Source organism: Embleya sp. NPDC008237 (assembly GCF_042956465.1).
Classification (GTDB): domain Bacteria; phylum Actinomycetota; class Actinomycetes; order Streptomycetales; family Streptomycetaceae; genus Embleya.
In genome coordinates this window covers 475,412-489,594 of record NZ_JBIBGL010000003.1, presented here as the reverse complement: position 1 = coordinate 489,594, position 14,183 = coordinate 475,412, and the positions used below count along the sequence as shown (strand labels likewise).

Sequence of the window (14,183 nt, the reverse complement as noted above, 5' to 3'; positions counted from 1 at the left end):
GGAACCCTGCCGGCGGCGGGAGTTCGCGCGCACCATGATGAGGCGAACAGGTGTATCGAACGCGTTCCGAACGGGGTGCACATGAACCGCCGACTCGATCTTCCGGATCTCCTCAATGCCCGCGACGTCGGGGACCTACCGCTGATCGACGGGGGAGTCACTCGAACGGGCGTACTCATGCGCTGTGAGACCCCGGACCTGCTGACCCCCGAGGGAATCGACCGGCTGACCCACACCTACCGCGTGCGGCACGTGCTGGACCTGCGGTCGGAGGGTGAGGGGCTGCCGCCGGAGCAGTGGCCGGGTGTGACCCGACACCGGCTGCCGCTGCTGGGCCGACGCTCGGCGCTGGCCGCCGATCGGGCCGCGATCGGCGACGTCTCGGCGGGACAGACCCAGGGTCTGGGGTTGGACGACGACATCGACCTGGGCAGCGTGGACGAGCACGGCGCGGGTCTGTTGTACATGCGGATGGCCGAGCGCGGCGGTGAGTCGTACGTGCGTTCGCTGGAGATTCTGGCCGGTGACGGCGGAGTGCCGGCGCTGGTGCACTGTACGGCGGGCAAGGATCGGACCGGGATCCTGGTCGCGCTGCTGTTGTCGGTGGCGGGGGTGGAGCGGGAGGCGATCATCGCCGACTACACCGAGACCGAGGTGCACCTGGTCGAGATGTTCGAGCGGATCGACCGGTTGCCCAGGCAGCCGCGGATCGATCCGGCCCATCCGGTGGCCCCGGCGATGCGCGGTGCGGCCCGGGCCTCCATCGACACGTTCCTGCGCGTGCTCGCCGAGCGGCACGGCTCGGCGGCGGAGTTCCTGCTCAAGGCGGGTGCGGCGCCGGAGCACCTGGAAACCTGGCGCCGCACCATCCGGGGGCGCTGACCCGGCCGGTCGCCGGGGCGCCGGGCGGCTCACCGGCCCGGGCCCGGGCGCGATGGCCCGGGCTCGGGCGTAGTGGCTCGGCCCGGGCCGCCGGTCGCCCCGGCACGTGGCCCGGGCGCGGTGAGCCCGGCTCAGTGGCCCAGGAATCGGCCGAACGCCTGCGCGAGTCGGGACTCCCTGCCGGTGCGCTGCTCCTCGGCGTCCGCGCCCGCCATCACCCGCAGGCCGACGTTGGTGCCGATCCAGCGGAGCGGCTCCGGCTCCCACTTGGGCGAGCGGTGGCGGACCCAGGGCAGCCGGGTCAGGTCGGTGTACTCGTCGCGGATCAGGTCGGCGAGGGTGCGGCCGGCCAGGTTCGCGGTGCCCACGCCGTCGCCGACGTAGCCGCCCGCCCAGGCGAGTCCGCGGGCGCGGTCCAGGCCGCAGCTCGCGTACCAGTCGCGGGCCACACCCAGCGGTCCGCCCCAGGTGTGGGTGATCGCGGCGTCGGCGACCGCCGGGAACAGCTCGGCGATCACCCGACGCAGCTCGGCGAAGACGTTCTCGTCGCGGTCGAACTCGGGCCGCACCCTGGAGCCGAAGTGGTACGGCGCGCCGCGCCCGCCGAAGGCCAGCCGGTCGTCGGCGGTGCGCTGGCCGTAGATGATCAGGTGGCGCATGTCGCTGAAGCTTTCCCGGCGGGCCAGGCCCGCCTCGGCCCAGAAGGACTGCGGCAGCGGCTCGGTGGCGATCATCAGCGAGTACACCGGGGCCAGTTCGCGATGGAAGCCGGCCAGCTCGGGGGTGTAGCCCTCGGTGGCCCGGACCACCACGTCGGCACGGACTCGGCCGTGCGGGGTGAGCGCGACGCCGTTCTCGATCGCGGTGACGGGGGTGCGCTCGTGGATGGTCACCCCCAGGCGGGTCACCGCGTCGGCCAGACCCCGGGCCAGTTTGGCGGGGTGGACGACCGCGCAGTGCGGGGTGTAGGTGCCGCCGAGCACGTCGGTGGCGCCGACCATCGCGCGGGCCTCGGCGGCGTCCAGCAATCCGGCGTCGGACTCGTCGAAGCCCCATGCGTGTTCGTCCGCGACCAGTTGCCGGGCCCGGGCCAGCTGGACCGGGGTGCGGGCCAGGACCACGGTGCCGCCCTTGGCGAAGTCGCAGTCGATACCCTCTTCGGCGACCACCCGGCCGACCTCGTCCACGGTCGCGTTCATCGCCCGCTGTTGGGCGATCGCCCGCTCGCGGGTGCTGCTCCGGGCCACCTTGGCGATCGAGGCGGGGAACAGCGCCGAGCACCAGCCGCCGTTGCGGCCGGAGGCGCCGAATCCGGCGATCTCCCGCTCCAGGACCACGATGCGCAGGGACGGGTCCGCCTTGGCCAGGTAGTAGGCGGTCCACAGGCCGGTGTAGCCGGCGCCGACGATGGCCACGTCCACGTCCAGGTCGCCCGCGAGCGCCGGTCGTGGCGTGACGTCCGCGCCGAGGGTGTCGAACCACAGCGACAGGTCGCGGTAGTCGGCGGTCATCGTTGCCACTTCCTCAGGTAGTCCGGCGCGGGCAGATCGAAGCGCAGGTCGGGGGCGGGCACGGGCTCGCCGAAGTGCTCGGTGATGGGCACCACGCCGGCCCAGATCGGGGTGTCCAGGTCCTCGTCCGCGTCGTCCGGCGGTCCGGAGGAGATCTTCACCGACGCCTCGTCCAGGGACAGTGCGAGCACCAGCGTCGCGGCGAGTTCCCGGGCCCGGTGCGGGCGCAACTCGTCCCGGCGGCCGGGCAGCAGCCGGTCGGTGAGCAGGTCCAGCGCGGCGACCTTCTCGTCCTCGGGCAGCACGACGCACGAGCCGAGCACCATCGCGCTGCGGTAGTGCATGGACGATTCGAACGCCGAGCGGGCCACCACCAGGCCGTCGAGCAGGGTCACGGTCAGGCAGGTCGGCGCGCCCGCGGCCAGGCCGCGGAAGAGTCGGCTGCCGGTCGAGCCGTGGATCAGCACACGTTCGCCGTCCCGGGCGTAGGCGACCGGGAGGACGAACGGCTGACCGTCCTCGCCGGTGATCGCGAGGTGTCCGACCAGACCGGCGTCGAGCACGGCGTGCAGCGCGGTTCGGTCCGGCACGGCGTGGTGGGGCAGGCGGCGTATCCGGGTGCGGGGGGTGGAGCCTGGCGTGGGGTGGCTCATCGGGCCTCTTCGGTGATCCGAGCGCGGCGCCGGTCGGCGCGGGCGGGTCGATGTGACGGTGTATTTCTCGGTTCTTCGGGGCCCTGACGCGCACTTCGTGCCAGGCACCCCGGACATGAGTCTGCCGCCGTCGCGCACTGGCGTGTGCGCGACGGCGGCAGACTCACTGAGGGTTCGTCGAATAGCCGGGGTCCACTGCTCGATCTACAGCTTGGTCCATGCCTCGGTCAGCACTCCGCGCAGGATCTGCTCGATCTCGTCGAACACACCCTGGTCCGCGACCAGCGGCGGGGAGAGCTGGATGACCGGGTCGCCGCGGTCGTCCGCGCGGCAGTACAGGCCGTTGTCGTAGAGCGCGGTGGACAGGAAGCCGCGCAGCAGGCGCTCGGCCTCGTCCTCGTTGAACGTCTCCTTGGTGCTCTTGTCCTTGACCATCTCGATGCCGTAGAAGTACCCGTTGCCGCGCACGTCGCCGACGATCGGCAGGTCCTGGAGCTTCTGCAGCGTGGCCAGGAACTTGGACTCGTTGTCCAGCACGTGCTGGTTCAGGCCCTCGCGCTCGAAGATGTCCAGGTTGGCCAGCGCCACGGCGGAGGACACCGGGTGCCCGCCGAACGTGTAGCCGTGCATGAAGACGTTGTCGCTGCCGTTGTAGAACGGCTCGGCGATGCGGTCCGAGACGAGCATCGCGCCGATCGGCGAGTAGCCCGAGGTCATGCCCTTGGCGCAGGTGATGATGTCCGGCACGTAGTCGAACTTGTCGCACGCGAACATCGTGCCGAGCCGGCCGAACGCGCAGATGACCTCGTCCGAGACGAGCAGCACGTCGTACTTGTCGCAGATCTCGCGCACGCGCTGGAAGTATCCGGGCGGCGGCGGGAAGCAGCCACCGGCGTTCTGCACCGGCTCCAGGAAGACCGCGGCGACGGTGTCCGCGCCCTCGTTGAGGATCGCCACCTCGATCTGGTCGGCGGCCCAGCGGCCGAAGCCCTCGGGCGAGGAGTCGGCCAGGAACTCCGGCTTGCGGTACTGGTTGGTGTTCGGCACCCGGAAGGTGCTCGGCACCAGCGGCTCGTACGGCGCCTTGTAGTCCGGCAGACCGGTGATCGACAGCGCGCCCTGCGGGGTGCCGTGGTAGGCGATGGCCCGGGAGATGACCTTGTGCTTGGTCGGCTTGCCGGTCAGCTTGAAGTAGTGCTTCGCCAGCTTCCACGCGGACTCGACGGCCTCGCCGCCACCGGTGGTGAAGAAGACCTTGTTCAGGTCGCCCGGGGCGTAGTTCGCCAGCCGCTCGGCCAGCTCGATCGCCTTGGGGTGGGCGTAGCTCCACACCGGGAAGAAGGCGAGCTGCTCGGCCTGCTTGCGGGCCACCTCGGCCAGCTCGGTGCGGCCGTGACCGGCCTGTACGACGAACAGGCCGGCGAGGCCGTCGATGTACTTGCGCCCGTTGGTGTCCCAGATGTAGCTGCCTTCACCGCGCACGATGGTCGGCACGGGAGCGTTCTCGTAGGACGCCATGCGGGTGAAGTGCATCCACAGGTGGTCGTAGGCGCTCTTGGAGAGAGCCGCGTTGTCGTACTGCTGTGTCATCGAGTACCCCACTGGTAGGTCTGCTTCCGAAGCTTCAGGTAGACGAAGCTCTCGGTGCTCCGTACGCCCGGAATCGCTCGAATCCTCTTGTTGATGATGTCGAGCAGGTGGTCGTCGTTCTCGCATACGAGTTCCACGATGAGGTCGAAGGAGCCCGCCGTGATGACGACGTAGTCCACTTCCTTCATCGTGGCCAGTATGTCCGCTACGGGGTCGATGTCTCCTTCGACACGGACCCCGACCATGGCCTGGCGATGGAAGCCGACGGTCAGCGGATCGGTCACCGCGACGATCTGCATCACGCCCTGGTCGAGCAGGCGCTGTACGCGTTGACGCACTGCGGCCTCCGAGAGACCGACCGCCTTGCCGATCGCGGCGTACGAGCGGCGTCCGTCCTCCTGGAGCTGCTCGATGATCGCCTTCGACACGGCGTCGGCCGGAGCGTTCGGGTTTCTGTCTCGACCGGCCACGTGGTCACTCTGCCTCATCAGATGGGCCTTTCGCAAGGGAATCCGTTGACTTTGCTCAATGAGACAACTGATTCAGTTGTTGGTACGTGATGGGTATGCGGATACCGACAGCAATCCGGTTAGGCTGGGAACGCGGCCCAGCCCGGGATCGACCCCTCACCGTCCTGCCGGCGCCGCCCCGTTTTCGAAGGAGACTTGGGACATGAGCGACCTGCGTACTCTGCGCAACTACATCGACGGCACGTTCACCGACGCCGCGGACGGCGGCACGCTCGACATCGTCGACCCCGCCACGGGCGAGGTCTATGCGACGTCCCCGCTCTCCCGCGAGCGGGATGTCGACGCGGCGATGCGCGCGGCGGCCACGGCGTTCGAGACCTGGAGCGAGACGACCCCCGCCGAGCGGCAGCTCGCGCTGCTGCGGATCGCCGACGCGGTGGAGAAGCGTGCCGACGAGCTGATCGACGCCGAGTGTCTCGACACCGGCAAGCCGCGTGCGCTCACCGCGTCCGAGGAAATCCCGCCGATGGTGGACCAGATCCGCTTCTTCGCGGGCGCCGCGCGCATGCTCGAAGGCAAGTCGGCCGGAGAGTACATGGCAGGGCACACCTCCATGGTGCGCCGTGAGCCGGTCGGTGTCTGTGCCCAGGTGGCGCCGTGGAACTACCCGATGATGATGGCCGTGTGGAAGTTCGCGCCGGCCATCGCCGCGGGCAACACCGTGGTGCTCAAGCCGTCGGACACCACCCCCGCGTCCACCGTGCTGCTCGCCGAGATCATCGGCGAGATCCTGCCCGCCGGCGTGTTCAACGTGATCTGCGGCGACCGCGACACCGGCCGGCTGATGGTCGAGCACAAGACCCCGGCGATGGCCTCGATCACCGGTTCGGTACGCGCCGGCATGTCGGTCGCCGAGAGCGCGTCCAAGGATCTCAAGCGGGTGCACCTCGAACTCGGCGGCAAGGCGCCCGTCGTGGTCTTCGAGGACGCGGACATCGCCGCCGCGGCCGAGGGCATCGCCGGTGCCGGCTTCTTCAACGCCGGCCAGGACTGCACCGCGGCCACCCGGGTGCTCGTGCACTCCTCGATCCGCGACGAGTTCGTCGCCGCGCTGGCCGCCGCCGCCGGCGACCTCTCGACCGGCTCGCACGAGGACGCGTACTTCGGCCCGGTCAACAACGTCAACCAGCTCAAGCAGGTCAGCGGCTTCATCGAGCGCCTTCCCGCGCACGCGAAGGTCGAGACCGGCGGGCACCAGGTCGGCGACAAGGGCTTCTTCTACGCCCCGACCGTGGTCTCCGGGCTCAAGCAGGACGACGAGATCATCCAGAACGAGGTGTTCGGCCCGGTCATCACCGTGCAGTCGTTCGAGGACGAGGCGGAGGCGCTCGGCAACGCCAACGGCGTGCAGTACGCGCTCGCCTCCTCGGTGTGGACCAAGGACCACGGCCGGGCGATGCGGATGGCCAAGCGGCTCGACTTCGGCTGCGTGTGGATCAACACGCACATCCCGCTGGTCGCCGAGATGCCGCACGGCGGCTTCAAGCACTCCGGCTACGGCAAGGACCTCTCCGGCTACGGCTTCGAGGACTACACCCGGATCAAGCACGTGATGACCAACTACGACGCCTGATCCACCCCGCCGCACCCGCGGCGTCGGCACGACCCGCACGCACCCTGTCAACTCCGCTCCGCGAGGGTTGACAGGGTGCGTGTTGCCGTTCGGGGCGGGTGGGCGCCACGATGCGGTGGGCCATTTTGTACGCCACCGTGCGGTCCCCCGCCCATGGAGCAGGTCCCACCCCCCCCCCGCATTTCGCCAAGGAGTCGCCGATGACCCGCGCCCGCACTCGCGCCCAGTCCCCGCTGCGGATCGCCGGGCACCGGGTGGATCGGCGGATGTTCCTGCGCGGCACCGGCGCGGCGGCGGCCGTGGGCACCCTGGCCGCGTGCGGCGTGCCCTCCGCGTACGTCCAGGAGAGCAAGCGCGGCGGCCGGGACCGGTCGGAGCAGGAGAAGGTGGTGCGCTTCTCGAACTGGGCGCTCTACATCGACATCGACGAGAACGACGAGCAGCGGCATCCCACGCTCGACGCCTTCACCGAGAAGACCGGCATCAAGGTCCGGTACTCGGAGGAGATCAACGACAACGACGAGTTCTTCGGCAAGATCCACCCGGCCATCCAGGCGGGCAAGGAGCCCGGCCGCGACGCGATCGTCATCTCGGACTGGATGTGCACCCGCTTCGTCCGGCTGGGCTGGGTGCAGAAACTGAACAAGGCCAACCTGCCGCAGGTGGACGCCAACCTGGCCGAATCGCTGCGCAGCCCGGGCTACGACCCCAAGCGCGAGTACACGGTGCCGTGGCAGAGCGGGATGACCGGCATCGCGTACAACAAGAAGCTGGTGGGTCGCGAGATCCGGTCGGTGAACGACCTGTGGCGGCCCGAGCTCAAGGGCCGGGTCACCGTGTTCGCGGGCTTCATGGAGGCCGTCGCGCTGCTGATGCTCGGTGAGGGCACGGACATCAAGACCTTCACGGACGCGGACGTGGACAAGGTGATGGAGCGGATGCAGAAGCTGGTGGACAAGGACCACATCCGCAGCTTCACCGGCAACGACTACACCTCGGGCCTTGCCAGTGGCGACATCCTGGCCTGCCAGGCGTACTCCGGCGACGTCGGCCAGCTCAAGCTGGACAACCCCGACATCGAGTTCGTCGTGCCCGAGGAGGGCGCCGAGCTGTGGTCGGAGAACCTGATGGTGCCGAACAAGGCCGCGCACAAGACCAACGCCGAGAAGCTGATGGACTTCTACTACGACCCGGAGGTCGCCGCCGAGTTGGCGAACTACGTGGCGTACGTGTGTCCGGTCCCGGCCGCGCAGCAGGTGCTGGCCGAGTCCTCGGACCAGGAGATGCGCGACTCGGCGAGCAACCCGCTGATCTTCCCGGACGCCGAGATGACCGCGAAGCTGCACGGGATGCGCGAGACCACCGAGGACGAGGAACGGCGCTGGGAGAAGGCATGGGGGAACATCATCGGCCTGTGAGCCACGGGTCGCGCGAGCGGCGGTGCGCGCTCGACGGCGGGGTCGAGGCCGGGGTCGAGGCCGGCGGGGTCGGCGGAATCAGCGCTCGGCCAGGGCCGGGTCGGCGATGACGGCGCCGCGATAGGCGCGCATGCCGAGCAGTGGGAACACCAGTACGGAGACCATGCCGGCGCCGACCATCGCGGCGGCGGTGCCCGGGCGCAGTTCGCCCTCGTCCACGCCGATGCCGGTGATCACCACGATCAGCGGCAGGCCGGCCGAGGCGAACAGGGACAGGCCCAGCCGCACCCCCGCCGGCGAACCACGCTCCAGCAGATACGTCGGCACCCCGCGCACCACGAGCAACAGCGCCAGGAACAGCGGCAGCAGGGCGAGCGTGCCGAGGTCGGAGAACAGCGCACGGCCGTCGAAGCGCACGCCGCTGATCACGAAGAAGACCGGGACGAACAGCCCGAAGCCGATCCCGTCCAGCTTGCCCGCGACCGTCTCGCGCGACTCGGCGGGCATGTCGGACAGCAGCAGCCGGATGACCAGCCCCGCGGCGAACGCGCCGAGCAGGGCGTCCAGGCCGAGTTCGTCCGCGGCCCAGACCAACAGCGCGAGCACGAGCACCGCCAGCCGGATGGCGAGCTGGCCGCTGGAGTGCAGCGTGGCCCGGACCACCCGGTCCAGCGCCCCGGGCAACGGTCGACGGGCGAATGCGAACACCACCACGGTCACCGCGGCGAAGCAGGCCAGCGCGACCGCCGAGGCACCCGCGTTGCGCCCGCTCAGCAGCAGCGACACGGCCACGATCGGGCCGAACTCGCCGAGCGTGCCGATCGCCATCACCTGCGCGCCGAACCGGGTCGGCAGCGCGCCCGCGTCGCGCAGGATCGGCAGCAGCGTGCCGAGCGCGGTGGTGGTCAGGGCGAGTCCGACCACCAGGCGGGACATCGTCGAGCCGGACCACACCAGCAGCAACCCGAGCAGCAGGCCGACCACCAGGGACAGCGCCCAACCCAGCGTGGCCCGGCGCAGCGGCCGGCCGCTGAGCCGGCCCGGATCGATCTCGAAACCGGCCAGGAACATCAGGAACGCGAGCCCGAAGTCGGCCATGTAGGTCAGCACGTCCCCCTCGTGCACCCAGTCCAGGACGGACGGACCCACCAGGACGCCGAGCAGGAGTTCGACCACGACCGTGGGCACCGGGACCCGGCGCCCGAGCAGATCGGCCACCAGCGGTGCGGCGAAGGCCAGGGCGAGAACGATCAGGAATGGTGCGCTGTCGTCGGACATCGGCGGAGCATATTGCGCATTCGGCGGCCATTCGGGCAGACGCGCAGGTCGGCGGCGGACCTCCCGGGAAGAGCGCCCGGACGGACGCACTAGGGTCGATATCCATGACTAGCAGCTCTCCCGAGGCCGCCGCCGTGCCCGCCGTCGAACTGCCCGCCGACCCCGGTACCGACCCCGGTGCCGAGCCTGTGACCTGGGATGTCGTGGTGATCGGAGCGGGCCCCGCCGGGGCGTCCGCGGCCCTGGCCGCGGCGCGCGCGGGACGCCGGGTGCTGGTCGTGGACCGGGCCGAGCTGCCGCGCTACAAGACCTGCGGCGGCGGCATCATCGGCCCCGCCAAGAGCGCCCTTCCGCCCGGTTTCGAGCCGCCGGTCGAAGACCTGGTGCACGAGGTCGAATTCACCCTGCGCGGCCGCCGTCGGCGGGTGCGCTCGGCGCGGACCACGCTGATCGGCCTGGTCGACCGGGCCCGCTTCGACGAGGCGCTGACCCGGGCGGCGGTGGCCGCGGGCGCGGTGCTGCGCGAGGGCGTCGCGGTCTCCCGGATCGCCGAGCGGGACGGCCTGGTGACGCTGACCCTGGCCGGCGGCGAACTGCTGCGGGCGCACGCGGTGGTCGGTGCGGACGGCAGCGCGGGACGCAGCTCCGCCTACGTCGGGGTCACCTTCGAACAGGTCGATCTGGGCCTGGAGGCGGAGATTCCGGTGCCGCCGGAGGTCGCCGCGCACTGGCGCGGCCGGATCCTGCTCGACTGGGGGCCGTTGCCCGGCTCGTACGGCTGGGTCTTTCCCAAGGGCGACACGTTGACGGTCGGGGTGATCTGCGCCCGGGGCGAGGGCGAGGCCACCCGCGCCTACCTGCGCGACTTCATCGCCCGGCTCGGCCTGGCCGGGTTTCGGCCGGCGGTCGAGTCGGGCCACCTGACCCGATGCCGCAAGGAGAGCGCGCCGCTCTCGCGCGGCCGGGTCCTGGTCGCCGGCGACGCCGCCGGACTGCTGGAGCCGTGGACGCGCGAGGGCATCTCGTACGCGCTGCGCTCGGGCCGGCTGGCGGGGGAGAGGGCCGCGCTGGTGGCCGAGGCGGGTACCGACGCCGAGGTGGACAAGATCGGCGCCGGCTATCACGCGGACATCGATGCGGTGCTGGGTCGTGAGATGCGCGCCGGACGGCTCCTGCTCGGCGTGTTCGAGCGGCATCCCGGGATGTTGCACCATGCGGTGAGCACGCTGCCGCAGGGCTGGCGGGTGTTCCGCAAGGTGGTCCAGGGGCGGACCACGTTCGCCGATCTGCTGGAGCGGCCCGCCGCCCGGCGGGTGCTGGCGTTGACCGGCCACTGACGACGTCGGACGGCCCCGGGCCCGTTGTGCACGGGGCCGGGGCCGTCCGCTTCGGCTGTGCTCGTCGACCCATGTGCTTACGGGCCGATGTGTGCACGGCCCGGTGTGCCCGGGCTCGGTGCGCTCGGGCCCGGTGTGCTCACGGATCGCAAGCGGGCCGGCGGTGGTCGTGCGCCGGACTCAGTCCCGGTCCGGCTCGTCGTCGCCCTCGGCCGAGCGGATCCGGCGCAGCCGTGCGCCCTGGAAGAGCGCGTTGCCCACCAGCATCAGGCCGAGCGCGCCGCCCGCGAGTGGCAGCGTGTCATCCTCGGGGCCGGTCTTGGGCAGCGAGGTGGGTGGCGTGGTCCGGTCGGTGCCGCCGGTGGTGCCGCCCGTGTCGCTCCCGCCGCTCGTGCCGCCGCCGCTTGTGCTGCCCTCACCCGTCGAGCCGCCGCCCGTCGAGCCGCCGGCGGTCGTGGAGCCGCCGTTGGTCGTGGAGCCGCCGTTGGTGCCCCCGCCCGTCGAGCCGCCGCCGTTGGTGCCGCCGGGGACCGGTGTGTTGACGGTGTAGCCGATGAACGACGGGTCGTTGTTGTCGGCCCGGTTGACCAGCGTCAACGGTCCGGCCACACCCAGCACCACGGACGTGTCCGTGGCGCCCGCGGGCACCACGAGCACGCAGAACGTGGAGATGTCCGCCTCCGGCGCGAGCGGGAGCCGCGCCTCGGCCCGAGCCGCGCGCGGCTGCTGCACGGCCGGCGGATATTCCACCGCCGCGGACCAGCGCTTGGTCTCGTGCGGCCCGAGCGGACCCGGCGCGCACTTGAAGGTGGTCGTCCAGGCCGGTCCCGGTGCCTTGAGCGCGGGTGCGGCCGAACAACCGGGCACCGAGAGGATCCGGAGGCTGCCGGTGCTGCGGGCGTACACGTCGCGGGCCGGCTGGGGCCGGTCGGTGTTGTTGGTGACGGTGAACTCGATCGAACCCCGACCCTCGGCGTCGAAGGTGATCTGGGTGGACGTGGTCACCGCGAACGGCCTGGCCGTGGGTGGCACGGTCGGCGACGCGGACGTGCTCGGCGGGACCGTGGTGGGCGGCGGGGTGCTCGGCCGCGTCGTGGTCGGTGGCGGCGTCGTCCCCGGCCGGGTCGTCGAGGGCCGGGACGTGGTCGGCGGTGGCGTGCTGCCGGGCCCGTGCGTCGTGGGCCGCGACGTGGTGGCCGGCGGCGTCGTGGTGACCTCGCCGGTCGGACCGTGCGTGCCCGTGGGGCCGTGTGTGCCGGTCGGTGCGTGTGTGTAGGTGTGTCCGCCGCCCGATCGATGCGCGGGTCCGTTCCCCTCGGTATCCGCGACGGCCAGGCCGGCGTTCAGAATCATTCCTATTCCGACCGGAACAGAAATTATCAGGGCCGCGCGCTTGACGTTTTCTGATCGAAACTTTTTCGGGGTGAACATGCGGTATCCCCCTCCCGCTATGTGTGACGATTCGTTCTACCATGTCCGTCCTAAGCTTTCGCAGGGCCTTTAACAGGTAATCCCACGAAAGTGGCAATGGTCTGATCTTGAAATGCGGCGGGACCTGGGGGAAAGCCGATGTCGGGCGGGCCGGGAGAGGATTGGGCGGGCTTCGTGGTCGGAGCCCGCTACGAACTGGTGAGCGTGCTCGGCAGCGGTGGCATGGGCACCGTGTGGCGGGCCCGGGATCGCGTGCTGGACCGTCCCGTGGCGGCGAAGGTGATCACCACCGGATGGGGCCGCAACGCGTCCCGGTCCTTCCGCGAACGCAGCCTGCGCGAGGCGCAGGCGACCGCGCGGATCAATCACCCCAACGTCGTCCGCGTCTACGACTACGTCGAGGACGACGACCGGTTGTGGATCGTGATGGAGCTGCTCGACGCCCGCTCGCTGGACGCCATCCTGGACGAGGACGGGCCGCTCACCCCGCATGCCGCGGCGGCGGTGGCCGTGCAGATCGCCCGCGCGCTCGGCGTCGTGCATGCGCACGGCATCATCCATCGCGACGTCAAGCCGGGCAATGTGCTGATCGCCCGGGACGGACACGCCGTGCTGACCGACTTCGGCATCGCCGCGCTGGAGGGCGTGAGCGGGTTGACCGGCACCGGGGCCATCCTGGGCTCGCCCGAGTTCATGGCCCCCGAGCGGATAGAGAGCGAGCACCCCGGGCCGGCGTCCGACCTGTGGTCGCTGGGCGTCACGCTGTGCGCGGCGGTCACCGGCGCGTCGCCGTTCCGCCGCGCGACGCCGGTGGCCACGATGCACGCGATCGTGATCGCCGAGCCCGAGGTGCCCGAGGAGATCGGCCCGCTGGAGCCCCTCGTGCGCGACCTGTTCCGCCGCGACCCGGCGCGGCGCCCGGACTCGGCCGAGGTGGAGGCACGCCTGAACGCACTGCTCGCCGCCGAGGGCCGCCGACATGCGGGCGACGTGACCCGACCGATCCCGCCCACCACGCTCGGCCGGGTGATCGAGCGCGGGCCGGCCGAATTCGGGCCGGACGAGGCGAACGACGACGTGACGCTGGTGCCGACCGTGCACCCGCGGCCGCCGCTGCGCGACCTGCTCCCGCCCGCCCGGATCGCCCCCGACGACGGCACCCCGCTCGACCCGTTCCCGCGGGTGCCCGCCGCACCCTCGCCGGAGCAACGGCCGAGCACCCCGGCCGGCCCCGCGCACTCGCCGACCTTCCCGATGCCGACCCGCACCCGCCGGCCGCCCCGCTCGCGGCGCCGCCTCCTGGCCGTGCTGATGCCGCTCGTCACGCTCCTGGTGGCCGGTGCCGTCGTGGCGGCGTTGCTGCTCGCGAACGGCGGCGGCAAGTCGGGCGGGGGCGAGGGGAAGGGCGACGGCAGGTCGGGCCCGATGCCGCCGACGAGCTCCGGGACGGGCGGCGCGCCCGCGGCGAACCCGGTCGCGGGTCTCGCGCCCTACCCGGGCGCGCCCGTGGCCACCCCGCCGATCCCGGTCCGCACAGCCGACGAGAGTACCTTCACCTGGCAGATCCCGCAGGGGTGGACCCGCAAGGAGCAGGACCAGAGCGTGGTCTACGCCGACCCGGCCGGCGCGAGCGTGTTGACCGGGCGTACCGCGTTCCAACAGACCACGGATTTGTTGGAGCAGTGGCGCGACGACGAACAGAACGCCCCGAAGGTTTTCCGCGACTATCGGAAAACGGTCTTCGAGGAACGCGCCATTCAGGGCCGAAAGGGCGTGGTCTGGGAATACACCTGGACCGAGTCCGGAGTGGCCCGGCACGCGATGTTGGCCGCGGTGATCGTGAATGGCGTCTACATCGAGGTCGACGTGTTCAGTACCGAGCGGCAATGGACGCGCGATGCGGCCCTGCACGCGGTCGCGGTGACCGCCTTCACTCTTGCGGGCGGCCGCCCCGCCGCCTGAGGACCGCGCCCGGGGGAG

The 14,183-nt window shown here is 71.2% G+C and carries 12 protein-coding genes; 6 read left to right on the top strand and 6 right to left on the bottom strand.

The features are described 5' to 3' along the window. Positions 1-81: 81 nt before the first annotated feature. The gene (locus ACFZBU_RS09055) at positions 82-882 is read left to right on the top strand and encodes a tyrosine-protein phosphatase (RefSeq protein WP_391582821.1); all 801 of its coding nucleotides are present in this window, start codon (positions 82-84) and stop codon (positions 880-882) included. A 131-nt stretch (positions 883-1,013) separates the two neighbouring features. On the opposite strand, the gene ACFZBU_RS09050 is transcribed toward ACFZBU_RS09055, so the two are convergent. From ACFZBU_RS09050 to ACFZBU_RS09035, 4 genes are all read right to left on the bottom strand, one after another. After that, the gene (locus ACFZBU_RS09050; RefSeq protein ID WP_391582820.1) at positions 1,014-2,393 is read right to left on the bottom strand and encodes an NAD(P)/FAD-dependent oxidoreductase; all 1,380 of its coding nucleotides are present in this window, start codon (positions 2,391-2,393) and stop codon (positions 1,014-1,016) included. Beyond that, entirely contained in the window at positions 2,390-3,046 is a 657-nt protein-coding gene (locus tag ACFZBU_RS09045; RefSeq protein ID WP_391582819.1) for a pyridoxamine 5'-phosphate oxidase family protein, read from the bottom strand. Before ACFZBU_RS09045 ends, ACFZBU_RS09050 begins: the two co-directional genes overlap by 4 nt. A gap of 204 nt (positions 3,047-3,250) precedes the next feature. Beyond that, entirely contained in the window at positions 3,251-4,636 is a 1,386-nt protein-coding gene (locus tag ACFZBU_RS09040) for an aspartate aminotransferase family protein (protein ID WP_391582818.1), read from the bottom strand. Next, on the bottom strand, positions 4,633-5,124 hold the full coding sequence (locus ACFZBU_RS09035; protein ID WP_379989642.1) for an Lrp/AsnC family transcriptional regulator: 492 nt from the start codon (positions 5,122-5,124) through the stop codon (positions 4,633-4,635). The genes ACFZBU_RS09040 and ACFZBU_RS09035 overlap by 4 nt, the downstream gene beginning before the upstream one ends. Positions 5,125-5,308: 184 nt before the next feature. On the opposite strand from ACFZBU_RS09035, the gene ACFZBU_RS09030 reads away from it, so the two are divergent. Beyond that, positions 5,309-6,739, top strand: coding sequence for a gamma-aminobutyraldehyde dehydrogenase (locus tag ACFZBU_RS09030; RefSeq protein WP_391582817.1), 1,431 nt, complete (start codon positions 5,309-5,311; stop codon positions 6,737-6,739). A 200-nt stretch (positions 6,740-6,939) separates the two neighbouring features. Further along, positions 6,940-8,157 (top strand): spermidine/putrescine ABC transporter substrate-binding protein, encoded by a 1,218-nt coding sequence (locus tag ACFZBU_RS09025; protein WP_391582816.1) that lies wholly within the window; start codon positions 6,940-6,942, stop codon positions 8,155-8,157. Between the two features lie 78 nt (positions 8,158-8,235). Here ACFZBU_RS09025 and ACFZBU_RS09020 read toward each other — a convergent pair whose 3' ends face one another. Continuing rightward, complete coding sequence (locus ACFZBU_RS09020; RefSeq protein WP_391582815.1) at positions 8,236-9,435, bottom strand: cation:proton antiporter; 1,200 nt, start codon at positions 9,433-9,435, stop codon at positions 8,236-8,238. Positions 9,436-9,539: 104 nt separating this feature from the next. On the opposite strand from ACFZBU_RS09020, the gene ACFZBU_RS09015 reads away from it, so the two are divergent. Beyond that, on the top strand, positions 9,540-10,772 hold the full coding sequence (locus tag ACFZBU_RS09015; RefSeq protein ID WP_391582814.1) for a geranylgeranyl reductase family protein: 1,233 nt from the start codon (positions 9,540-9,542) through the stop codon (positions 10,770-10,772). A gap of 180 nt (positions 10,773-10,952) precedes the next feature. Here ACFZBU_RS09015 and ACFZBU_RS09010 read toward each other — a convergent pair whose 3' ends face one another. After that, positions 10,953-11,777 carry a hypothetical protein gene (locus ACFZBU_RS09010; RefSeq protein WP_391582813.1) on the bottom strand — a complete coding sequence of 275 codons (825 nt, stop codon included), beginning with the start codon at positions 11,775-11,777 and terminating at the stop codon, positions 10,953-10,955. On the opposite strand from ACFZBU_RS09010, the gene ACFZBU_RS09005 reads away from it, so the two are divergent. Next, entirely contained in the window at positions 11,764-12,048 is a 285-nt protein-coding gene (locus ACFZBU_RS09005; protein ID WP_391582812.1) for a hypothetical protein, read from the top strand. The two genes, ACFZBU_RS09010 and ACFZBU_RS09005, sit on opposite strands and share 14 nt — an antisense overlap. Positions 12,049-12,341: 293 nt before the next feature. Then, positions 12,342-14,165 (top strand): protein kinase, encoded by a 1,824-nt coding sequence (locus tag ACFZBU_RS09000; protein WP_391582811.1) that lies wholly within the window; start codon positions 12,342-12,344, stop codon positions 14,163-14,165. Positions 14,166-14,183 lie beyond the last annotated feature (18 nt).